The following is a 23,163-nucleotide window of genomic DNA, read 5'->3' on the forward strand; positions in this document are numbered from 1 at the left end:
AGCACCGATCACCCTGAAGGGCGCGCAGCGTCTGCGCGAAGAGCTTGACCACCTGAAGTCGGTCAAGCGCCCGAAGGTCATCGCGGCGATCGCCGAGGCACGCGAACACGGCGATCTCAAAGAGAACGCCGAGTACCACGCCGCGCGCGAAGAGCAGGGCTTCATCGAAGGCCGCATCAAGCAGCTGGAAGGTGAGCTCTCGCATGCCGAGATCATCGACATCACCAAGCTCAACGCCGGCAGCAAGGTGGTGTTCGGCGCCACGGTCGAGCTGTCGGACGTGGAGAGCGAGGAAGAGAAGCGCTACCAGATCGTTGGCGACCTGGAAGCGGACATCAAGCTGGGCCTGATCGCGATCTCCTCGCCGCTGGCCCGTGCCTTGATCGGCAAGCTGGAAGGCGATGCGGTCACCATCGACGCACCGGCCGGCCAGCGCGAGTACGAAATCGTCAGCGTCCAGTACCTGGACTGACGGCGATGGCCACGGCGACGTTGTTGCTGCCGGCGCGCAGCCGGTTTCCGGCGGCGCCGTTGCCCGATGACGTCGCCAAGGCGCTGGGGCGTGCGCAGCGCCGCAGCGCCGAGGCGGGCGAACGCGCCCAGCTGCGTCGGCATTTCCAGACGCAGCCGGACGCGTGGTCTGCCGCCGCCCTGACCCGCCAGCTGGATGTCGGCGATGCCGACGGGGCGGTGTGGCTGCGGGCCGATCCGGCCAACGTGGTGCCGGACATGCACGGTGCTCGCCTGATGGGGCACGGGGACACCCTGCGTCCCGATCTGGCCGATGTCATGCATCTGCTGCCGGCGTTGCAGCCGTTGTTTGCCGGGTTCGGTTTCGTGCTGGATGCCCCGGTGCCGTCACGCTGGTACCTGCGCCTGCCGCCAGGCACCACGCTGCCCGCGTTCGCCGAGCCTGATGAAGTGCTTGGCGATGATCTGTTTGCCCATCTGCCTGAAGGCGATGCGGGCCGCCGTTGGCGCGCCCTGCTGACCGAAGCGCAGGTGGTGTTGCACCAGCACGAGTGGAACCAGCAGCGCGTGGCCGACGGCAAACGGGCGATCAACTCGTTGTGGTTCTGGGGTGGCGGTAAGCTGCCCGAACGCGTGACCACCGCGCATGCCCAGGTCCGCAGCCGCGATGCGCTGCTGCAGGCGCTGGCCAAGGCCGCAGGTCTGCAGGCCGATGGCGAGCAGACCGTGGATGCCCTGGTGGACCTGCGTCAGCTGCGTTCGCTGGAACAGTTGGGCAATGAGGCGATCCGCCCGTTGCTGGCGGCGATTGCCCGCGGGGAACTGAAACGGCTGGTGCTGGATTTCGAGGACGGCGCCCGCGTGGAGATCGACAAGACCCAGCGCTGGCGGTTCTGGAAGAAGCCGGTGCAACTGCACGACCTCTGAGTGCGTCGATCGGCAGCCGGCCAGCCGCCGGCTCCATCCGTGGCAGGGCGGTATCATGGTCGCGCACGTCATTGATCGAGCCCGTTTTGACCCAGTCTGAAGCACCCCGTATCCAGCGCCGTCCTGCCGCCGCCGTCAGCGAGTGGCCGTCCTCCATGTTGCCGCTGCTGCAGCGCTTGTACGCCGCGCGCGGGGTGACCGATGCCGCACAGGCCCAGCCGAAGCTGGCCCAGCTGCATGCGCCAGATCTGCTGGGCAGCATGCAGGCTGCGGTAACGCTGCTGGCCGATGCGATCGCCAACAACGAACGGATCCTGATCGTCGGCGATTTCGACTGCGACGGCGCCACTGCCTGTGCGGTCGGGGTGCGCGGCCTGCGCATGCTTGGCGCGCGCGATGTGGTGCACGCGGTGCCCAACCGCATGCTGCACGGCTATGGCCTGTCGCCGTCACTGGTGGCCGAGCTGGCCCCGCTCAAACCCGGCCTGCTGGTCACGGTCGACCATGGCATCGCCTGCCATGCCGGCGTCAACGCGGCCAAGGCACTGGGCTGGAAAGTACTGGTCACCGATCACCATCTGCCGGGCGAGCACCTGCCGCCGGCCGACGCCATCGTGGACCCCAACATCAGCGGCGATGCCTTCCCGAGCAAGGCGTTGGCCGGCGTCGGGGTGATCTTCTATGTGTTGATGGCGCTGCGCCGCCACCTGCGCGAGCAGGGCGCGTACGCCACCACGCCCGAGCCGGACCTGCTGACCCTGCTGGATCTGGTCGCGGTGGGTACCGTCGCCGATCTGGTGGCGCTGGATGACAACAACCGCGCCCTGGTCTCGGCCGGTCTGCGCCGGCTGCGCAGCGGCAAGGGCTGCGTCGGTCTGCAGGCGCTGATCGAAGCCAGCGGGCGTGATGCCTCGCGGCTGACCGGCAGCGACATTGGCTTCGCGCTCGGCCCACGGTTGAACGCGGCCGGCCGGCTGGAAGACATGGCGCTGGGCATCGAGCTGCTGCTCACCGAAGACCGCGCCCAGGCGCGTGAGATCGCCACGACGCTGGAATCGATCAACACCGAGCGCCGCGCGGTCCAGCAGCTGATGACCGACGACGCCGAACTGGCCGTATCCCGTGCGGTGCTCAGTGCGGAGGGCGTGCGCCCGGTTGCGGCATGTCTGTTCGATGCCGAATGGCATCCGGGCGTGGTTGGGTTGGTCGCTTCCAAGATGAAGGATCGCCTGCACCGCCCGGTGATCGCGTTTGCGCCTTCAGAGCCGGGCGGCGATTCGCTGCGTGGTTCGGCGCGCTCGATTCCCGGCTTCCACATCCGGGATGCGCTGGCGTTGGTCAACGCGGCGCACCCGGGCCTGATCGACAAGTTTGGTGGGCATGCCATGGCCGCCGGCCTGAGCCTGCCGCACGCGCAGCTGGCGGCGTTCGAGCAGGCCTTCGTCGACGTGGTGGAGCGCACCCTGGATCCGCTCTCGCTGCAGCAGCAACTGCTCACCGACGGTGAGCTGTTGCCGCAGGAGCTGGACTTCGCGCATGCCGAGGCGCTGCGTCTGGCTGGCCCATGGGGGCAGGGCTTTCCCGAGCCGTTGTTCGATGGCCACTTCCAGGTGGCGCGCTGGCAGGTGCTCAAAGAGAAGCACCTGAAACTGAGCCTGCGCGTGCCGGGCCGCGCCGAGCCGATCAGCGCGATCCACTTCAGCGGCTGGACCGGCAACGCACCGGCCAACAACGTCCATATCGCGTACCGGCTGGTCAGCGATGACTACCGTGGCGGCGGGGCGATCCAGCTGATCGTGGAGCACTGCGCGGATGCCTGACCTGAGCCGCACCGCGCAGACCCACATGCGCCTGTCGCCTACCGAACGTTTCGATCTGCAGAGCCGCATCGTGCTGCAGGGTGACGAGACCGCACGCACCGGACTCTCCGCCCGCGAAGGGTTCGAATTCCCGGACCTGGAAGGCTCGCGCCAGAGCGTGGCATGGTTGTTGCGGCAGGAACTGGCCGCACGGATCGAGGGCGGAGACGGCGCGTCCACCGGTCCGATCACAGTCGACGATGCGGTTGCCGCGGTGATGGCGCGGCTGAGAAGGACCCGCTGCGTGGCCACGGCCTACCAGCCCTCGGACGACCCGGACGATTACCGGGATGCCGACGATCAGGCAGGGGCGCTGGCGTATACCTGCCAGCTGCCCGATCCCGCTGCGTTGCGTCCCGTGCATGCAGCGCTGCGCGCGGCCCAGGACGGTCCGGATCGGCATCAGGCCGCGCAACGTCTGCTGGCCGCTTACGTCGAACACCTGTCCAGCGCACCGGACAGGTCTGTGCACGCACATCACGCCGTATTCTCGCGCCCGTACTCGGCCGACCACGCCGTGATGCAGAGCATGGCGGTCATGGAGACGATCCTGCCCGCGCTGTTTCCGTTCGACGGCTGGGAAGACGGCGACGACTGAGCATCGCCGGGCCAACGGTGATCGCGTCGATCGAGTGGTTTATTCCTGCACCTTGGTCACCAGCGTCGGCATTTCCCAGGCGCCACCGGCGGACACCAGGCGGCACAAGCCGGTGCTGCTGTCGGCGGTCCTGACGAACTGTGTGCCGGTCCAGCCCCAGGTGGTGGAGTACCAGCAATCGCCAAGGCCACGGCCTTTGTGCGCCTCCTGGATGGTGCGCACCTCATCACCGACCGCTGCCGTGGTGACCAGTCGCGGCTGGTACGGCGCGCGGTCGTTGATCACCCAGTAGCCGTCACCCGTGTTGTACGCGCCGCGCCAGCAGCTCAGCGAGACCAGCAGTTTGTCGGCACTGAGCCGCTGCACCGTCAGCGCTTCGGGTTCCTCGCCGGGCGACACGCTGCCGCTGGGTCCCAGCGCTTCGCAATCGTCGGCTGAAGTCACTGCTGCGAGGGCGGCACGCAGCGCCGGCGATGCGGCCAGCGCGGTGTCCGCCGGGCGGGTCGCCACCGGCTTGCCCAGTCGCACGACCGGCATCGGCAGTGCGGGCGGCACCGAGGATTCGGCGAGGGTGCCTTTGCGCATCAACGCGCCGGGTGTGCCAAGGCGACCTTGGAACGCATCCATCTTCAACAGCACGGCCGAGGCGCCCTGATCAGAGACCGTCCAGCGCGCGCCATCGTCGCCGATCAGCTCGATGCGGCTGTTGCGTGCCAACGAAGCGAGCAGGGCAGCCAGCTGCTTCGCGGAAAAGGTGGCGGTTCCATCGGCGGCGTCGAACTGCATCGGGCCCAGCGAGGTGCCGTTGATCTGCAGGCTGAGCCGCTGGGTGGCGGAGTTGTCGTCGTATTGGCCGAGCATCAGTTCAGCCTGCACCGGCTGGTCCGGCCCGCCCGCGCGGGTGAGCAGGATCGAGACCGGGTCGCCGCCATTGTCGTCGGCCTGATAACCGGCGGCGCGGCAGGTACGGGTGTTGTCGCAGGCCAGCGTCCAGTCGTGGTGGGTGAACGTCACGCCCTCGATGGGGGCGGCGGCGTAACCGGGCAGGGTGAGCCCCATCAACAGCGGGGCGGTCAACAACAGGAGCATGCGGCATCCTTGGTCCATCAATCCGTGGAGGGCGATCTTGGCCCAGCACGGATGAGGCGTCCATGACCGGAACAGGCGATTGCCGCCGCTCAACCCCGTTCTCGTGCGCCGTGCGTTCAAGGAGGTGTCATCAGATCAGGAGCGTCACATGGGAATCGCACTGCGCAGTATCGGTCTGCTCGCGCTGCTGTGCTGGCAGCTGCCCAGCGCCCACGCACAGGCGCGGCGTTTCCCGCCGCCACGCCCCCCCATCCTGCAGGTCGCCGGCGCCGAGGTGCCGGTGCGGCTGACCGAGGCCCGTATCGACAGTCGTGTCATGGCGGGGCTGGGTGAGACCACGATCGAGTTGACCTTCCACAATCCCAACGCGCGGGTGCTGGAAGGGCAGCTGGCGTTCCCGCTGGCCGCGGGCCAACAGGTGGCCGGGTTCGCACTGGATATCGATGGCGCGCTGCGCGACGCGGTGCCGGTCCCCAAGGCGCAGGGCCGCCAGGTGTTCGAGGCGATCGAGCGGCGCCAGGTTGATCCGGGGCAGCTGGAACAGACCGCCGGCAATCAGTTCCGGCTGCGGCTCTATCCCATCCCGGCGCGTGGTGAGCGTCGCGTCCGTCTGGTGCTGCGCGACAGCCTGCCGACCGTTCCGCAGGGCCTGCAGTGGTCACTGCCCGTGTTCTTCGCACGCCAGGCCGAGCAGGTAACGGTGAAGCTCGAGGCGAGCGGGACGGGCCAGCCGGTCGCCGTGGGCTCCAATCCACTGGGATTCACAGTGAAGACCGGCGCCTATGCGGCGCAGTGGCAGGGGCGGGGCGCGGATCTGCCTGCACAGCTGCAGTGGAGCCTTCCGCTCGCGCGCAGCACTGACGTGGTCACCGGTCTGCATGAGGGGCAGCGCTATCTGCTGGCCAGCGTGCCGGTTCGCACGTCCACCGCTGCGCGCATCCTGCCGGCGCGTATCGGCCTGCTCTGGGATGCGTCTGGCTCGGCCGGTACGCGCAACGGTGCGGCTGAACTCGCTGTGCTGGATCGCTACTTCCAGGCCCTCGGCACCGGTCAGGTCCAGTTGACCGTGCTGCGTGACCGCAGCGAAACGCCGCGGGAGTTCACCGTCAACAAGGGCGACTGGTCAGCACTGCGCGAGTACCTGAGGGCACTGCCCAACGATGGCGCCAGTGCGCTGGGCGACTGGACGCCGAACCCCGCCATCGGCGAGTACCTGTTGGTCAGCGATGGCCTGGCCAACTACGGCAGCCAGACGTTGCCCACCCTGTCGCCCAATCAACGCCTCTATGCGCTGAGCAGCGCCGGTGCGAAGACCGACACCCCGCGCCTGCGCGCCTGGACCGGCGCCCATCATGGGCAGCTGCTGCAGGTGAGCAGTGAGGCAGACGTGCCGGGCGTGATGCCGCTGCTGCTCCAGCAGCCGGTCGACGTGGCCGATGTCGTGGCACGTGGCGTGGAGGACGTGAACGTGGATGCCTCCAGCGCCACACAGGGCTGGATCCGTGTCACCGGCCGTGTGCTGCGTCCCGATGCGACAGTGCTGCTGTCGCTGCGCGGTGGCGGCAGTGATCCACAACCGATCACGCTCAACGTCGCGAACGCACGGGGGGTGGAAGGCGGCCTGGTGGCTCACGCGTGGGCGAATGCCCGCTTGGCGGCCCTGGCGGCGGACCCGGCCGGGGCGCAGGCCGCCAAGGCGTTGTCGCAGCAGTTCGGTGTGGTGACCGCCGATACCTCGCTGCTGGTTCTTGAAACATTGGAAGATTACCTGCGCTACGGCATCCGTCCGCCGGGTCCGTTGCGCGCGGCCTACGACCAGCGCCATGCGTTGACGGTGGCGGATGTGGCAAGCGAGCGGAAGCGCCGCCTGGATGGCATCGCCCGCCAGTTCGCCGAGCGCGAACAGTGGTGGAACACGCGCTGGCCCAAGGGTGCGCCGCCGCGGCCCAAGCCGGAATCGCGGTCCGTCGCCGCACCGGTCGCCATGGCGATGGCGCCGCCACCGCCGGCGCCTTCGGCTTCGATGGCCTTGGACAGGGTGGAGATGACGGCTTCGTTGGTCGCGGACCAGGCCGACGCCTCGAGCGAGCGCCTCGCCAAATCGGCCCCCAAAGCCAACCGCGGGCAGATCACCCTGACCCTGGCGCCGTGGGCGCCCGACTCGCCCTACGCGCGCCGTCTGCGCCACGCCACGCCGGCGCAGCTGTATCCGCTGTATCTGCAGGAGCGCGAACAGCACGCTGGTAGCAGCGCCTTCTATCTGGACGTGGCCGATCTACTGCTGGCCAGCGGACAGCGCGACCTGGCCCTGCGCGTGCTCTCCAACCTTGCCGAGATGGAACTGGAAAATCGCCACGTGCTGCGCGTGCTTGGTTATCGCCTGATGCAGGCCAAGGCGCCGGCGCTGGCCGTGCCGGTGTTCCGCCAGGTGCTGGTGATGGGCGAGGAGGAGCCGCAGAGTTTCCGTGATCTCGGCCTGGCGCTGGAAGCAGCCGGGGAGTACCAGGCGGCGGTGGCATCGCTGTATGAAGTGGTGGTGCGACCGTGGGATGGCCGCTTCGACGGCATCTCGCTGATCGCGCTGGATGAACTGACCCGACTGATCGCACGCGAGCGCGTCGACGCCTCGGCCATCGACCCGCGCCTGCGCCGTGCGATGCCGCTGGACCTGCGCGTGGTGCTGAGCTGGGACAGCGACAACAGCGACATGGACCTGTGGGTCACCGATCCCAATGGCGAGCGCGCCTACTACGGCAACCGGCTGACCTACCAGGGCGGGCAGATGTCGCAGGACTTCACCGGCGGCTATGGACCGGAGCAGTTCTCGTTGCGTGATGCCAAGCCCGGCACCTACAAGATCGAAGCGAACTACTTCGGCAGCCGCGAGCAGGTGGTTACCGGCGCCACCACCTTGATGCTGCGCCTGAGCACCAAGTGGGGCAGCCGCGACCAGCGCGACCAGCAGGTCACGCTGCGGTTGAAGGACCGTGCGGAGACGGTGCTGGTCGGGGAATTCGAGGTGAAGTGAGCGGCCAATACCCTGCCAAGGCGATGCCGCCGATGAAGATCGCCGCGTTGCCGATGGCGTTGAACACTGCCTCCACCACCGCCGTGTCAGGCAGTGCCAGTGCAGTGGCGACTGCGCCCAGAACAGGGCTGATGACAAGATAAAGCCCGACCACGACGAGCACCCGCCCGATCCGCTGCCACGGCGTGTGCGGATCCGCCGGCCAGCCGCGCCAGTGCAGAAAGCCGAAGACCAGCAGCAGCCCCAGGTAACGCCCGGCGCTGTCTGCCGGGACGAGGTCGCCGGTCAACGCCGCTGCCGTCACCCCAACGCCCAGCGTGGCAAGGAGCAGGTAACGCGTTCGATTGTGATGCGCGGGGGTGGGCAGGCACTGCCAGGCAAACCAGCCCAAGGCCATCCCGACCAGCCAGCCGCCCAGTACATCGGACAGGAAGTGCCGGCCCAGGTACATGCGTGACAGCGCCATCAACAGCGGCCAGCCGATCAGCAGCGCGAGCCGCCAGCCGCGGCTGCGGGTGCCGAAGCACAGCACCAGCGCCGTCATCGCCGCCGTGGCCACGCCCACATGACCACTGATGAATCCGTAGTCTGGATCCGGCTGCGCACGCAACGCTGCAATTGCCTCATCGGTCGGCAGCGACCAGAACGATCCGGCAGCGCCATCGGCCACCAGCGCATGGCCAGGGCGGCCCTTGTCCAGCACGAGGATGTCGACATCGCTGGGGCGGGGCAGGGCAGCACCCTGCTTGATCGCGTGCGTGGCCATCGACATCAGCAGCACCGCGAGCATCACGCCCAGCCCGGCACGCAGGCGCACCCCGAAGCTGCACACCACGATCAACAGCACGTACGCCCACTCGTAGCCCAGCGTGCTGACAAAGCTCATGAGCGGCAACATCCATGCTGCATCGAAGAACGACTGCAGCCACACATGCCAATGGGTCTGGAACATCCGTATTCCTCAGTGCTGGGCCACCGCCCGCGTGACCGGCAACGATAGCCGCTGCCGGCGCAGTCCGAAAAGAGGACGCAGCCAGGCGACGCCGCGCCAAGTGACGAATGGCGGTCGCCCGGGGACGGGTGGGGCGCACTACCATGGAGAGATGAGGCAGGCTGACGACCCTTTGCGAATGGACGATTCAATGGCGAACGGAAGGGCCGCGCGGTGGCGGCCGGGTGCACGGATGCTGGTGTGGTCGGTAATCCTGTTGACCAGTGCGGTGGCCAATGCGCTGGTCGAAGTCATGGATGCGGCTCGCCGTGGTGACGATCTCGGCCTGTGGCAACCGATGATCTGGGAGCTGAGCAGCGTCGCGATGATCCTGCTGACCTTGCCGGTGCTGTGGTGGGGCTGCCAGCGTTGGCCGCTGCACGCCGATACCTGGAAGCGACGGCTGCCCCTGTACCTGTTGGCCAGCGTGGCGTGGTCGCTGGTGCATGTGACCGGGATGATGGCGCTGCGGCATCTGGCCTATGCCGCGCTGGGCTACCACTACCAGGACGATGCCACCTGGCCGGTACGCCTGCTGTACGAGTACCTCAAGGACGTCCGTGCGTTCTTCACCTTCGTGGCGATCGAGCACTTCTTCAGCTGGTTCGGGCGGCGTCGGCAGGGCGAGGCGCATCTGCTGGCCGCACCGGACGATGCCCCGCCGGTGGACGCAGTGGAGCGCCCGGAGCGGTTCCTGGTACGCAAGCTGGGGCGCGACTTCCTGGTGGCCACCGGTGATATCGAATATGCCCAGGCGGCCGGCAACTACGTCAATCTGCGGGTGCGCGGGCACGATTACCCGCTGCGCAGCACCATGGCGGCACTGGAAGAGCGACTGGATCCGGGAATTTTCGTGCGTGCCCACCGCAGCTGGCTGGTGAACGTGCGTCACCTGGTCTCGATCGAGCCGCTGGACGGGGGCGAGGCCCTGCTGCACATGGACGATGGAGGCCGGGTGCCGTGCAGCCGGCGGCAGCTTCCCTCGTTCCGGCAGGCGCTGGCGGTGCAGGCGCCGGACTGATCCTGCCTGGCTGACCGGCACCCTGGCGGACCAGGATGCCGGTGTGGCACTCAGCGCTTGCTGTCTTTCTTGATCATTGCGTCGATGCGCCCGGCGCGGGCTTCCGAGCCCGGGTGCGAGGACATCAGGCCGCCATCGCTGGACAGCTTGCGGAACATGCTGGCCAATGCGGCCGGGTCGTACTGGTGGCGCTTCATGAAGCGGTAGCCGTATTCGTCGGCAGCGCTTTCTTCTTTCTGCGAGAACTGCGCGTTGACGAAGCCTTCGGCCAGTTCGCCGAGCTGGCCCTGGGTCAGGGCGGCGACATTGGCATTGCCTGAGGCGGCCAGCGTGTCACGACCTGCCGAGGCCAGCAGGGCGGTGCGCATCTTGGTCTTGGAGTGGCCCAGTTTGACGTGACCAATCTCGTGACCGATCACGCCGCGCACCTCATCGTCCGAGGCCATGTCCATCAGCCCGGAGTACACGCGCACGCAGCCGTTGGCCATGGCCCAGGCGTTGACGTCTTCGGTCAGGTAGACCTTGAAGCTCAGGCTCATGCCGTCTTCGTTGGCCAGGCCCTGGGTGATCTTGGCCAGGCGCTGGGCATACGGATTGTTGGCGGGGGCGACCTTGTTCTGCTGGTCCATGTAGACGCAGGCTTCGTCGGCGGCCTTGGCCACGTCCTGGTCGGACAGGGTCAATGCCTGGCCGGCCTTCAGGCCGGTGCTGGTCAGCTGCTTGAGGTCCAGGGCCGAAGCGGTGGTGGAAGCGGTCAGGCAGGCAAGCGCCAGCAGCAGGGCGGAGGATGACGTCCTCATCGGGGTAGTGCTCCATGTAGTGCGTTGGGGGACGCCGCGGGCAGGGGGCCGCGCAGCGGGGGCGAAGTCTACCGTCTGGCCGGGCGCCCGTGTTCAGTGATGTCGTTTTCGCAGCCGGGAGAGGGGGCCCTGCACCCCGGCTGCCGCCGGAAAGCCCCGGATAGGCTATGATGGACAGTCTTTTCGCACGCATTAATCGCCGACATGATCGAGCTCAATCCTGTCCGCCAGCGCATCACCGATCTCACCGATCGCGTGCTCTCGCTCAGGGGGTATCTTTGACTACGACGCCAAGAAAGAGCGTCTGGAAGAAGTAACCCGGGAACTGGAAAACCCGGATATCTGGAACAACGCCGAGTACGCCCAGAATCTTGGCCGCGAACGCGCCAATCTGGACAAGACCGTCGGCGGCATCGCCACGATCCTCGACGGCCTGACCGAGTCGGGTGAACTGCTGGAACTGGCCGAAAGCGAGCAGGACGAAGAAACCGCCCTGGCCGTGGTCAGCGACCTGGACAAGTACCAGAAGCACGTCGAACAGCTGGAGTTCCAGCGCATGTTCTCCGGGCAGATGGATACCGCGGCGGCCTTCGTCGACATCCAGGCCGGTGCCGGCGGTACCGAAGCCCAGGACTGGGCCGAAATCCTGCTGCGCATGTACCTGCGCTGGTGCGAATCGCGCGGCTGGAAGACCGAGCTGATGGAAGTCTCCGGCGGCGACGTCGCGGGCATCAAGTCCGCGACGCTGCGCGTGGAAGGCGATTACGCCTATGGCTGGCTGAAGACCGAAACCGGCGTGCACCGCCTGGTGCGCAAGTCGCCGTTCGATTCGGACAACCGCCGCCACACCAGCTTCACCTCGGTGTTCGTGTCCCCGGAAGTCGATGACAACATCGAGATCGACATCAATCCGGCCGACCTGCGTACCGACGTGTACCGCTCCTCGGGCGCGGGTGGTCAGCACGTCAACAAGACCGAATCGGCGGTGCGTATCACGCACATCCCGACCAACACGGTCGTGGCCTGCCAGACCGGCCGCAGCCAGCACCAGAACCGCGACAACGCGATGAAGATGCTGGCCGCCAAGCTGTACGAGCTGGAGATCCAGAAGCGCAACGCCGAGCGCGATGCGGTGGAAGCCACCAAGTCCGATATCGGCTGGGGCAGCCAGATCCGCAACTACGTGCTCGACCAGAGCCGCATCAAGGACCTGCGCACCGGCATCGAACGCTCCGATACGCAGAAGGTGCTGGACGGCGACCTCGACGAATTCGTCGAAGCCAGCCTGAAGTCCGGCCTGGCCGTGGGTGCCAAACGCACCGACGCCTGACCGTCGGGGCCGCCGCGCGCGGCCCCGATCCGTTGTGCCCGGGTGACGCCCGGTTTCGCAATCCGCCCCGACCATCGGCATGATGGCGGGGACCGTACCTCCCCCCGACATACATAGACCCACGCCATGAACGATCAGACCGCCGCGCCGCAGCCCCCCGTCGACGAGAACAGCCTCATCGCCGAGCGCCGCGCGAAACTGACCGCCCTGCGCGGGCAGGGCATCGCCTACCCGAACGATTTCCGCCGCGAGCACTTCGCCGGCACCCTGCAGGCCGAGTTCGCCGACGCCGAACAGTGGACCGCCGAAGCGCTGGAAGCCACTGACCGCCAGGTCAAGATGGCCGGCCGCCTGATGGCCAAGCGCGTGATGGGCAAGGCCAGCTTCGCCCAGATCCAGGACGAGTCCGGCCGCATCCAGCTGTTCCTGCAGGGCAGCACCCTGGGCGATGCCTACACCGCCTTCAAGGGCTGGGACGTGGGCGACATCATCGCCGTGGAGGGCGGGCTGACCCGCACCAAGACCGGTGAACTGTCGGTCAAGGCCACCAGCATCCGCCTGCTGACCAAGTCGCTGCGCCCGCTGCCGGACAAGTGGCATGGCCTGGCCGACGTGGAGCAGCGCTACCGCCAGCGCTACGTGGACCTGATCGTGACCCCGGAGTCGCGCGAGGTGTTCATCAAGCGCTCGCGGATCATCCGCGCCATGCGCGCCTGGCTGGACAACCGCGACTTCCTGGAAGTCGAAACGCCGATGATGCATTACATCCCCGGCGGTGCTACGGCCAAGCCGTTCACCACCCACCACAACGCGCTGGATCTTGACCTGTACCTGCGCGTGGCCCCGGAGCTGTACCTCAAGCGCCTGGTCGTGGGTGGGCTGGAGCGCGTGTACGAGATCAACCGCAACTTCCGCAATGAAGGCGTCAGCACCCGCCACAACCCGGAATTCACCATGATGGAGCTGTACGAGGCCTACGCCACGTACACCGAAGTGATGGACCTGACCGAGGGTGTGATCCGGGACGTGGCCAGCAAGGTGCTGGGCACCACCACGGTGGAGTGGGACGGCGCTACGATCGATCTGGCCCCGGCGTTCCGACGCTGGCGCATGGACGAGGCGGTGCGTCACCACAATCCGGAGATCAGTGCGGCCGACTGCACCGATCGCGATGCGCTGGTGGCCCACTGCGAGCGCCTGAAGATCCGCATCAAGCCGTCCTACGGCTGGGGCAAGCTGCTGCTGGAGATCTTCGAGGCCACGGTGGAACACACCCTGATCCAGCCGACCTTCATCACCGACCATCCGGTGGAAGTCTCGCCGCTAGCGCGTGCCAACGACGACCAGCCGGGCTACACCGACCGCTTCGAGCTGTTCATCAATGGCAAGGAGCTGGCCAACGGCTTCTCCGAGCTGAACGACCCGGAAGACCAGGCGGCCCGCTTCCAGGCCCAGGTCACGGCGAAGGAGGGCGGCGATGACGAGGCCATGCATTACGACGCCGATTACATCCGCGCGCTGGAGTACGGCATGGCGCCGACCGGCGGGCTGGGTATCGGCATCGACCGGCTGGTGATGCTGCTGACCGGCAGCAGCTCGATCCGTGATGTGCTCCTGTTCCCGTACATGCGTCCCGAAAACTGAGACGCAGGTCCGGGCGTGCTTGGGGCACGTCCGGATGGGGGTTCCGCTCCCGTGGCCGCGCGAGTATGGTTTCTGCGTGGCCTTAGCCAGGTGCTATGGCGTGATGGCCACGGATCATGACGGATCGCAGGAGGTGCCGACACCGGCATCACACTGTGACGACGATCATGAACTGGGGTGTTCATGACGGGAGGCGGACCGATGCAAGGTGCCAGTGTCCAGAGCGGCGGAGTATCCTCTCCGCAGCATGTTCCAGTGTGGTCAAGGAAGAAGGCAGAAGCAGCCTTGAATATTGTCATCGTTGACGATCAGACGTCCGCGCGTACCATGCTGCGCCATGTCATCGAGGACATCGCGCCGGAATTGTCCGTGCACGACTTCGGCGATCCGCTGACGGCGCTCGCCTGGTGCGAGTCGCATGCCGTGGATCTGCTGTTGCTCGACTACCGCATGCCGGAGATGGACGGGCTGGAGTTCGCCCGTCGGTTCCGTCGCCTGCCCAAACACCGCGATATCCCCGTGATCCTGATCACCGTGGTTGGCGACGAGCCGATCCGCCAGGCCGCGCTGGAAGCCGGGGTGATCGATTTCCTGGTCAAGCCGATCCGCCCGCGCGAACTGCGCGCGCGCTGCTACAACCTGTTGCAGCTGCGCCAGCAGTCGGAGAACGTCAAACAACGCGCGCTGTCGCTGGAGCAGCGCCTGCTGGCCAGCATGCACGAGGTGGAAGAGCGCGAGCGTGAGACGCTCTCGCGCCTGGCGCGTGCGATCGAGTTCCGTGATGCCGGCACCAGTGCCTATCTGGAGCGCATGGCGCATGTGGCGGGCCTGATCGCCGAGCAGCTCGGGCTGCCGGAGGAAGAGGTCAAGCTGATCGAGATGGCCGCGCCCCTGCACGATATGGGCAAGATCGCCATTCCCGATGCGGTGCTGCTCAAGCAGGGCAAGCTGAGCGATGAGGAGCAGGCGATCATGCGCCGGCACCCGCGCATCGGCTATGAACTGCTGAGTGGCAGCCAGAACCGTTTCATCCAGGTCGGTGCGTTGATCGCGCTGCGCCACCATGAGCGCTACGACGGCAGCGGCTACCCGGATGGTCTGGTCGGTGACGCCATTCCGTTGGAAGCGCGCATCGTGGCCGTGGCCGATGTGTTCGATGCCCTGATCTCACCGCGTCCGTACAAGGAAGCATGGACCATGGAAGCCACGCTGGCTTATCTGTACGCCCAGCGTGGACGGTTGTTCGATCCGCGCTGCGTCGATGCCCTGATGCGCGGCCGTCTCCAGCTTGAGGACATCTGCGCACAGCACTCCACTGCGTCATCCCGCCCGGGGATGTGATATGCGCCGTTTGTACCCGCGCCTGAAACAACGTCTGGCGCAACGCCCGGATTCCGAACACGGCCAGGCGATCGTGCGGATAGCGCTGATCACGCTGATCCTGATGTATGTCCTCATGCCTGGCCCGCGCCACGATCTGCCGCCGGCGCAGTACCACGGCGTTCTGGCTATCGTCCTGACCGGGCTGACCCTGTCGCTGGGGCTGTTCGGGTGGCTGCTGTGGCGACCCGGGCGCTCGGACCCGCGCCGCGTGGCCGGCATGCTGGCCGACTACGGTTTGATCGCGGCAGGCATGGTGCAGATGGGCGAGCCGCTGGCGTGGGTCTACATCGTGGTGATGTGGGTCACGGTCGGCAACGGCATGCGGTTCGGCAACAACTATCTTTACGTGGCCGTGGCGATGGCCATGGTGAGCTTTGGCAGTACTGCGCTGTTGACGCCGTACTGGGGGCAGAACGCACGCCTGGCGTTTGGCCTCTGGCTGGGCTTGGCCGCGGTGCCGCTGTATTTCTCCACGCTGCTGCGCCAGTTGACCCGGACCATGGCCGAGGCGCGTCGCGCCAACGAAGCCAAGAGCCGCTTCCTGGCCAACATGAGCCACGAGTTCCGCACGCCGCTCAATGGCCTGTCCGGCATGACCGAAGTGCTCGCCACGACCAAACTGGATGAAGAGCAGCGCGAGTGCGTCAATACCATCCAGGCCTCCTCACGCAGCCTGCTGGCGCTGGTGGAGGAAGTGCTGGACATCTCGGCCATCGAAGCGGGCAAGCTGCGCGTCAACGCCGAGGATTTCGCGCTGGCCGATGTCATCCAGGCGATCGGGCTGATCCTGCTGCCACAGGCGAAAGGCAAACGGCTGGATTACCGGGTCAAGGTGGCCGAGACCGTGCCGCCGCTGCTGCGTGGTGACGTCGGGCATCTGCGCCAGATCCTGCTCAACCTGGCCGGCAACGCGGTCAAGTTCACCGACCATGGCCGCGTCGAAATCCGTGTCGGCGTGCTCAATGCCGAATCCAACGGCGGGGTGCGGCTGCGCTTCGACATTCTGGACACCGGCATCGGTGTCCCGCCTGAGATGCGCCCGCGCCTGTTCGAGGCGTTCGAGCAGGCCGATGTCAGCATGGCCCGTCGCCACGAAGGCACCGGTCTGGGCACGACCATCGCCAAAGGCCTGGTCGAGGCGATGGGCGGGCAGATCGGGTACGAAGACAACCCGCCGCAGGGCAGTCATTTCTGGGTCGAACTGCCCTTCGCGCCGCCGCGCGTGCCGCTGGGCACCGTGACCCCGGCCCTGGTGGGGGATGGGCTGCCGGACAGCAACGGCAACGTCATCGCGTTCGCCGATCCGTTCCTGCGCCACCGCGCCCGCGTGCGAAGCATGCACATCCTGGTGGCCGACGACCATGAGGCCAACCGCATGGTGCTGCAGCGGTTGCTGCAGAAGGCTGGCCACAAGGTGCTGTGCGTCAATGGCGGCGAAGCAGTGCTCGATGCGATGGCCGAGAGCGATTTCGATGCAGCCATTGTGGATCTGCACATGCCCGGCATGAGCGGCCTGGACATGCTCAAGGAACTGCGGGTGATGCAGGCTGGCGGCGGGCCACGCACGCCGGTGCTGGTGCTCAGTGCCGACGTGACCCCCGAAGCGATCCAGCGCTGCACCCAGGCCGGTGCGCATACCTTCCTGGCCAAGCCGGTGGTCGCGGTGCGGCTGCTGGACGTGCTGGCCGACATCGCTTCCAACGGCCAGCTCAAGGCCAGCGCACCGATCGTGCGCACGGCCACCGCCTTGGATGGCGTGCTCGATCCGGGCGTGCTGGATGAGCTTGCCTCACTGGGCATGGGCGATGGCTTCGAACGGGAGTTCATCCGCCAATGCCTCGCCGATGCCGAACAGTGCATTGGTGTAGCGCTGGCCGATGGCGAGCGCGGCGACTGGGTGCATTTCCGCGAGCAGGCGCACGCCATCAAGGGCGTGGCCAGCAACCTGGGCCTGGTGCGTGTGGCCAATCGCGCGGGCGACCTGATGCGCATGGCCGACTGGCAGCTCAAGAGCGAGTGGCGCCAGCGCGTCAGCCTGTTGCAGGCCGGCATCAAGGAAGGGCGTCAGGCGTTGGACGCGCGCGCGCAGCGCAAGGCACAGGGGCAGGCCGACGACGGCGGCGACATGCGCTGAAAAAAAGCCCGGCGGCAGCCGGGCTTGAACAACAGCAGGGGAGGGGGAGGCTCAGGCGACGTCGAGGGTGGCGCGGCGGGTCTGGGCCTTGATCAGGCGGTCCATGGTGCGCAGCGACTTGTCGCCCAGCGCCAGTGCCGAATCGACCCATACCTTGGTGATTTCCAGCAGCTCGTCGTAACGCACGGCCTGGGCCAGGTTGCGCGCGGCATTCATCGCCAGGTACGAGTGCGGAATGCGCTGGTGCTGGCGGATCAGATCCTCCACGGCCTTGATGCCCTGGCCCTTGGGCACCAGCACGTCGACCACGCCCATGGCGTACATCTCTTCGGAGGAATACACGCGGCCGTCGAGGATGATCTTCTCGGCCAACTGCGGGGCCACGCGCTTGCACAGGAACGAATAGGCGCCCATGCCCGGGAACAGGCCGAACAGCACTTCCGGCAGGCCCATGCCGCAGCCTTCCTCGGCCACGATGGTGTGGCAGGCCAGCGCCATTTCCAGGCCACCGCCGAGCGCGTCACCTTGGATCAGCGCGATCGAGCGCACGTCACCACCGAAGCCGGTGTGCAGGTGATGCACCCCTTCCACGCAGCGCTGTGCGTAGGTCAGCAGGCGGTCGCGGTTACCCTCGCGGATCAGCCGGGTGAACAGGTCCAGATCGCCGCCCAGGTTGTAGGCGTTCGCATCGGAGGCCAGCACGAAATGGCGCAGCTTGCCGCTGTTGCGTTCGGCCGGGGTACGGGTGATCGCGCTCATGAAATTCCACATCTCATCGAGCATGTCCTTGCGGCAGCACGGGCGGATGCCGCTGGAGGCATCGGCATGCATGTACAGCCAATGGGCATCGTCGTTGCCGGTGGTCGCGGTGCGGATGGTGGCGTAGCGATGGTTGACGGGCAGCTTTTCAATGGTGCTCATGGCGATTTCCTCGGAGGCTGGCCCGCTGGGAGGACGGTGGGCGGCGGGCCTGACGGGTCCACACGCCGCGATCCTACACCCCCGGCATCTCACACAATGCAAAAGGCCCCCGCCGTTGCCGGCAGGGGCCCTGTGGACAGGCAACCGTTGGGGAGCCGTTACGGCGCGGGCGTATCGCGCAGTTCGCGGCGCAGGATCTTGCCGACGTTGGTCTTCGGCAGCTCCTTGCGGAACTCCACGATGCGCGGGTGCTTGTAGCCGGTCAGGTTGGCACGCGCGTGTTCCTTGACCATCTCCGCGGTGAGGTTGGGGTCCTTCTTGACGATGACCACCTTGACCACCTCGCCGGACTTGTCATCGGGCACACCGACCGCCGCGACCTCGAGCACGCCGGGCATCATCGCGATGACGTCCTCGACCTCGTTGGGGTACACGTTGAAGCCGGACACCAGGATCATGTCCTTCTTGCGGTCCACGATGTAGAAGAAGCCCTGTTCGTCCATCCGCGCCATGTCGCCGGTGTGCAGCCAGCCCTCGGCATCGACCGCCGCGGCGGTGTCTTCCGGACGCTGCCAGTAGCCCTTCATCACCTGCGGGCCCTTGATGCACAGCTCGCCGACGTCGCCGGCGGGCAGGGTCTGCCCGTTGTCGTCCTTGACGCAGGCGTCGGTGGACGGAATCGGCAGGCCGATCGCGCCGTTGTACTCGGCCAGGCTGAGCGGATTGATGCAGGCGGCCGGCGAGGTCTCGGTCAGGCCGTAGGCTTCGACCAGGGTCACGCCGGTGACCTTCTTCCAGCGCTCGGCAACGGCGCGCTGCACCGCCATGCCGCCACCGAGGGTGACCTTCAGCGAGGAGAAGTCGATCTCATCGAAGCCGGGGGTGTTGAGCAGGCCGTTGAACAGCGTGTTGACGCCGGTGATCGCGGTGAAGCGCGTCGCCTTGAGCTCCTTGACGAAGCCCTTCATGTCGCGCGGGTTGGTGATCAGATAATTGCAGCCACCGAACTTCATGAAGACCAGGCCGTTCGCCGTCAACGCGAAGATGTGGTACAGCGGCAGGGCGGTGATGATCACCTCCTTGCCCATTTCGATCCCCGAGGCGGAGATCCAGGCCGAAGCCTGCTGCATGTTGGCGACCAGGTTGCGGTTGGTCAGCATCGCGCCCTTGGCCACGCCGGTGGTGCCGCCGGTGTACTGCAGGAAGGCGACATCGTCGTGATCGATCTCGACCTTGGGCAGGGTGTGGCGGCTGCCCAGCTTGAGCGCCTGGTTGAAGCGGATCGCACCGCGCAGGCTGTAGTTGGGCACCATCTTCTTGATGTACTTCAGCACGAAGTTCACCACGATGCCCTTGGCACCGAGCATGTCGCCCAGGCCGGTGGTCACCACCTGCTTGATCGGGGTATCGGCGATGACCTGCTGCACGGTGTCGCAGAAGTTGTCGACCACCACCAGCACGGCCGCGCCGGAATCCACCAGCTGGTGCTTGAGCTCGCGGGCGGTGTACAGCGGGTTGACGTTGACCACGGTCAGGCCGGCACGCAGCACGCCGAAGGTCGCGATCGGGTACTGCAGGCAGTTGGGCATCATCAGGGCGACGCGGTCGCCCTTCTTGAGCTGCAGCTCACCGAGCAGGTAGGCGGCGAACTGCTCGACCAATGCGTCCGTTTCCCCGTAGGTCAGAACCTTGCCGAAACTGGAGTAGGCGGGGCGGTCGCGGAACTTGGCCACCGAGGTGTCGAAGACGGCCGAGACCGAATGGAACTCGTTGACGTCGATCTCGGCGGGTACGCCTTTGGGATAACTCTGCAGCCAGGGTCGTTCCAGACTCATATTCCCCCTCCAGGAAACGTGGATGATGTAAAGCGATGACGGAGAGTATCCGTCGTTTCATGCCTCGGCAGCATACCGTCCCGAATGGAAAACGCGAAGGGCCGGTGAAGAACGGCCGCAGAGAGGCTGCGGGGCGCGTTGTTTGCGACATCCGCGGTTCCTGACCACGATCGTTGGTCGTGGGCTGCCGGAAGGTCACGCCCGCAGGGGCGTGACCCGGTACCGCCGGCACCTGGCCGGCTGGCGTACTTACTTCTTCCCCGCCAGCTGGCGCAACACGTACTGCAGCAGGCCGCCGTGCTTGAAGTACTCCACTTCCTTCGGGGTCAGCAGCATCACATGCGCCTGGAAGGTCTTCTTGGTGCCATCGGCCTTGGTCGCGGTGAGGGTGGCCGACTTGCTGGCGCCATCCTCCAGGCCGGTGATGTCCACCACTTCCGAGCCGTCCAGGCCCAGGCTCTGCGCGTTCTCGCCGTTCTTGAACTGCAGCGGCAGCACGCCCATGCCGACCAGGTTGGAGCGGTGGATGCGCTCGAAGCTCTCGGCGATCACCGCCTTGACCCCCAGCAGGTTGGTGCCCTTGGCCGCCCAGTCGCGCGAGGAGCCGGTGCCGTACTCCTTCCCGGCGAAGACGACCAGCGGGACGCCTTCAGCCTTGTATTTGACGGCCGCATCGTAGATCGCCAGCTTCTGCGGCTCGCCGCCGTCTTTCGGGAAGTACAGCGTGTTGCCGCCTTCTTCGCCGCCGAACATCAGATTCTTGATCCGGATGTTGGCGAAGGTGCCGCGCACCATGACGTCATCATTGCCGCGGCGGCTGCCGTAGCTGTTGAAGTCTGCCGGCTGCACGCCGCGCTCCTGCAGGAAACGGCCCGCCGGGGAATCCTTCTTGATGTTGCCGGCCGGGGAGATATGATCGGTGGTGATCGAGTCGCCGAACAGGCCCATCACCCGCGCGCCGTGCACGTCGTCGATGTGGCCGACGTCCATCGTCATGCCGTCGAAGTAGGGCGGGTTCTTGATGTAGGTCGAGCTGCCGTCCCACTCGTACAGATCGCCATCGGGCGACTTGATGGTGTTCCAGCGGGTGTCGCCCTTGAACACGTCGGCATAGTTCTTCTTGAACATCTCCGGCCCGATGGTCGCGGCGATCACGTCGCCGATTTCCTTGTTGCTCGGCCAGATATCGCGCAGGTACACCGGCTGGCCATCGCTGCCCGTGCCCAGCGGCTCGGTGGTCAGGTCGATATCGGTGGTGCCGGCGATGGCGTAGGCAACGACCAGCGGCGGGCTGGCCAGATAATTCATCTTCACTTCCGGGTGCACGCGGCCTTCGAAGTTGCGGTTGCCCGACAACACCGAGGCCACCACCAGGTCACCGGCGGCGATGCCGGCGCTGACTTCGGTGGGGAGAGGGCCGGAGTTGCCGATGCAGGTGGTGCAGCCATAGCCGACCACATAGAACCCGACCTTCTCCAGCTCGGTGAGTACACCGGCTTTTTCCAGGTAATCGGTGACCACGCGCGAGCCCGGGCCGAGCGAGGTCTTGACCCATGGCTTGCGGTCCAGGCCCTTGGCTGCGGCGTTGCGGGCGAGCAGGCCGGCACCGATCATCACCGCCGGATTGGAGGTGTTGGTGCACGAGGTAATCGCGGCGATCACCACCGCGCCATCCTTCAGACGGAATTTCTGGCCATCCAGCTCGACATCGCTGTAGCCCTTGGCCAGCTGTTCGTTGCCGACCGCCGCGCCGCCACCTTCGTTGACGAACGTGGACACGTCATCGTTGCGCTTGTCGCGGTTGGTGGTCAGGCCAACCAGGTTCTCGCGGTAGTTCTGCTTGACGTCTTCCAGCAGCACGCGGTCCTGCGGGCGCTTCGGGCCGGCCAGCGACGGCTTGACCTCGCCCATGTCCAGTTCCAGCGTGGCGCTGTAGCTGGCGTGCGCGGTGTTGGCGTCGTGCCACAGGCCCTGGGCCTTGGCATACGCTTCGACCAGGTCGATCTGCGCCTCGCTGCGGCCGGACAGGCGCAGATAAGTAAGTGACTCTTCGTCGATCGGGAAGATGCCGCAGGTAGCGCCGTACTCCGGTGCCATGTTGCCGATCGTGGCACGGTCAGCGAGCGGCAGGTGCTGCAGGCCTTCACCGAAGAACTCCACGAACTTGCCGACCACGCCGTGCTTGCGCAGCATCTGGGTAACCGTCAGCACCAGATCAGTGGCGGTGGCGCCTTCAGGCATGCGGCCGGTCAGCTTGAAGCCGACCACCTGCGGGATCAGCATCGAGGAGGGCTGGCCGAGCATGGCGGCTTCGGCTTCGATACCGCCCACGCCCCAGCCCAGCACGCCGATACCATTGATCATGGTGGTGTGACTGTCGGTCCCGAACACGGTGTCCGGATACGCAAGCGCCTTGCCATCCTTGTCCGCGGTCATGACCACGCGGGCCAGGTTTTCCAGGTTCACCTGGTGGACGATGCCGGTGTTGGGCGGCACCACCTTGAAGTTGTCGAAGGCCTTCTGGCCCCAGCGCAGGAAGCCGTAGCGTTCCTGGTTGCGTTGGAATTCGATCTTGCCGTTGAGGTCCAGCGCATCGGGGGTACCGAATACATCAACCTGCACCGAGTGATCGATCACCAGCTCGGAGGGGATCTGCGGATTGATCTGCTCCGGCCGACCGCCGAGCTTGACCACCGCATCGCGCATCGCGGCGAGATCGACCACGCAGGGCACGCCGGTGAAATCCTGCAGCACCACGCGGGCCGGCATGAAGGCGATCTCGATGTCCGGCTCGGCCTTCGGGTCCCACTGGGCGACGGCCTGGATGTGGTCCTTGCCGACGGTGACGCCGCCATCCTCGTGCCGGAGCAGATTCTCCAGCAGGATCTTCATCGAGTAGGGCAGGTGGGAGATGTCGTATGTCTGTCCCAGCTTGGGCAGGCTGAAGTAGTCGTAGGTCGTGCCGCCGACGTCCAGCTGGCTGCGGGTGGAGAACGAATCGCTCATTGCAGAAACTCCTCTTGCGGATGGCTTGCGTTGGCCCGCCCGAGGCAGACCTGCTTGCGTTCGCCGCTGACCGGCAGGCCGGCGATCGTCGTGAGTATGAACGATTCAGCGCGGCGCCTACCTGCG

At 66.5% G+C, this 23,163-nt stretch carries 16 protein-coding genes; 10 read left to right on the top strand and 6 right to left on the bottom strand.

From position 1 onward, the window contains the following. Positions 1–7: 7 nt before the first annotated feature. From greA to ABE464_RS02310, 4 genes are all read left to right on the top strand, one after another. Positions 8–472, top strand: a complete 465-nt coding sequence (gene greA, locus ABE464_RS02295) for a transcription elongation factor GreA (RefSeq protein WP_179459625.1) — start codon at positions 8–10, stop codon at positions 470–472. Between the two features lie 5 nt (positions 473–477). Continuing rightward, positions 478–1,398 carry a phosphoglycerate mutase gene (locus ABE464_RS02300; RefSeq protein WP_346470559.1) on the top strand — a complete coding sequence of 307 codons (921 nt, stop codon included), beginning with the start codon at positions 478–480 and terminating at the stop codon, positions 1,396–1,398. A 155-nt stretch (positions 1,399–1,553) separates the two neighbouring features. Next, positions 1,554–3,218 (top strand): single-stranded-DNA-specific exonuclease RecJ, encoded by a 1,665-nt coding sequence (gene recJ / locus ABE464_RS02305; RefSeq protein WP_346470691.1) that lies wholly within the window; start codon positions 1,554–1,556, stop codon positions 3,216–3,218. Then, positions 3,211–3,855 (top strand): hypothetical protein, encoded by a 645-nt coding sequence (locus tag ABE464_RS02310; RefSeq protein WP_346470560.1) that lies wholly within the window; start codon positions 3,211–3,213, stop codon positions 3,853–3,855. The genes recJ and ABE464_RS02310 overlap by 8 nt, the downstream gene beginning before the upstream one ends. 39 nt (positions 3,856–3,894) lie before the next feature. Here ABE464_RS02310 and ABE464_RS02315 read toward each other — a convergent pair whose 3' ends face one another. After that, a complete protein-coding gene (locus ABE464_RS02315) occupies positions 3,895–4,944 on the bottom strand; it encodes a DUF1176 domain-containing protein (RefSeq protein WP_346470561.1) in 1,050 nt (349 codons plus the stop codon). Between the two features lie 148 nt (positions 4,945–5,092). Between ABE464_RS02315 and ABE464_RS02320 the strand changes: the two genes are divergently transcribed. Further along, entirely contained in the window at positions 5,093–7,972 is a 2,880-nt protein-coding gene (locus tag ABE464_RS02320; protein WP_346470562.1) for a VIT domain-containing protein, read from the top strand. On the opposite strand, the gene ABE464_RS02325 is transcribed toward ABE464_RS02320, so the two are convergent. Further along, complete coding sequence (locus ABE464_RS02325; RefSeq protein ID WP_346470563.1) at positions 7,911–8,924, bottom strand: phosphatase PAP2 family protein; 1,014 nt, start codon at positions 8,922–8,924, stop codon at positions 7,911–7,913. The genes ABE464_RS02320 and ABE464_RS02325 overlap by 62 nt on opposite strands. A 190-nt stretch (positions 8,925–9,114) precedes the next feature. On the opposite strand from ABE464_RS02325, the gene ABE464_RS02330 reads away from it, so the two are divergent. Further along, positions 9,115–9,984 carry a LytTR family DNA-binding domain-containing protein gene (locus ABE464_RS02330; protein WP_346470564.1) on the top strand — a complete coding sequence of 290 codons (870 nt, stop codon included), beginning with the start codon at positions 9,115–9,117 and terminating at the stop codon, positions 9,982–9,984. Positions 9,985–10,034: 50 nt separating this feature from the next. On the opposite strand, the gene ABE464_RS02335 is transcribed toward ABE464_RS02330, so the two are convergent. After that, positions 10,035–10,784: a M48 family metallopeptidase gene (locus ABE464_RS02335; RefSeq protein WP_346470565.1), complete on the bottom strand. Its 750-nt coding sequence runs from the start codon at positions 10,782–10,784 to the stop codon at positions 10,035–10,037. Between the two features lie 204 nt (positions 10,785–10,988). Here ABE464_RS02335 and prfB point away from each other — a divergent pair. The 4 genes from prfB to ABE464_RS02355 all read left to right on the top strand — a co-directional run bounded on the left by prfB (position 10,989) and on the right by ABE464_RS02355 (position 17,275). Further along, a protein-coding gene (gene prfB, locus ABE464_RS02340; RefSeq protein WP_179459037.1) for a peptide chain release factor 2 occupies positions 10,989–12,114 on the top strand; the annotation gives its coding sequence in 2 pieces (ribosomal slippage) (positions 10,989–11,063 and positions 11,065–12,114; 1,125 coding nt in all). A 126-nt stretch (positions 12,115–12,240) separates the two neighbouring features. Continuing rightward, positions 12,241–13,758: a lysine--tRNA ligase gene (lysS, locus tag ABE464_RS02345; protein ID WP_346470566.1), complete on the top strand. Its 1,518-nt coding sequence runs from the start codon at positions 12,241–12,243 to the stop codon at positions 13,756–13,758. 201 nt (positions 13,759–13,959) lie between these two features. Then, complete coding sequence (locus ABE464_RS02350) at positions 13,960–15,099, top strand: two-component system response regulator (RefSeq protein ID WP_346470567.1); 1,140 nt, start codon at positions 13,960–13,962, stop codon at positions 15,097–15,099. Between the two features lies 1 nt (position 15,100). Then, positions 15,101–17,275, top strand: coding sequence for an ATP-binding protein (locus tag ABE464_RS02355; protein ID WP_346470568.1), 2,175 nt, complete (start codon positions 15,101–15,103; stop codon positions 17,273–17,275). A gap of 51 nt (positions 17,276–17,326) precedes the next feature. Here ABE464_RS02355 and ABE464_RS02360 read toward each other — a convergent pair whose 3' ends face one another. The 3 genes from ABE464_RS02360 to acnA all read right to left on the bottom strand — a co-directional run bounded on the left by ABE464_RS02360 (position 17,327) and on the right by acnA (position 23,037). Beyond that, entirely contained in the window at positions 17,327–18,196 is an 870-nt protein-coding gene (locus tag ABE464_RS02360; protein ID WP_346470569.1) for a crotonase/enoyl-CoA hydratase family protein, read from the bottom strand. A 158-nt stretch (positions 18,197–18,354) separates the two neighbouring features. Continuing rightward, positions 18,355–20,031, bottom strand: a complete 1,677-nt coding sequence (locus ABE464_RS02365; RefSeq protein ID WP_346470570.1) for a long-chain fatty acid--CoA ligase — start codon at positions 20,029–20,031, stop codon at positions 18,355–18,357. A gap of 249 nt (positions 20,032–20,280) precedes the next feature. After that, complete coding sequence (gene acnA, locus ABE464_RS02370) at positions 20,281–23,037, bottom strand: aconitate hydratase AcnA (protein WP_346470571.1); 2,757 nt, start codon at positions 23,035–23,037, stop codon at positions 20,281–20,283. Between the last annotated feature and the right edge of the window lie 126 nt (positions 23,038–23,163).

Origin of the sequence: Stenotrophomonas sp. TWI587, from assembly GCF_039674145.1 — a bacterium.
GTDB lineage: Bacteria > Pseudomonadota > Gammaproteobacteria > Xanthomonadales > Xanthomonadaceae > Stenotrophomonas > Stenotrophomonas maltophilia_AY.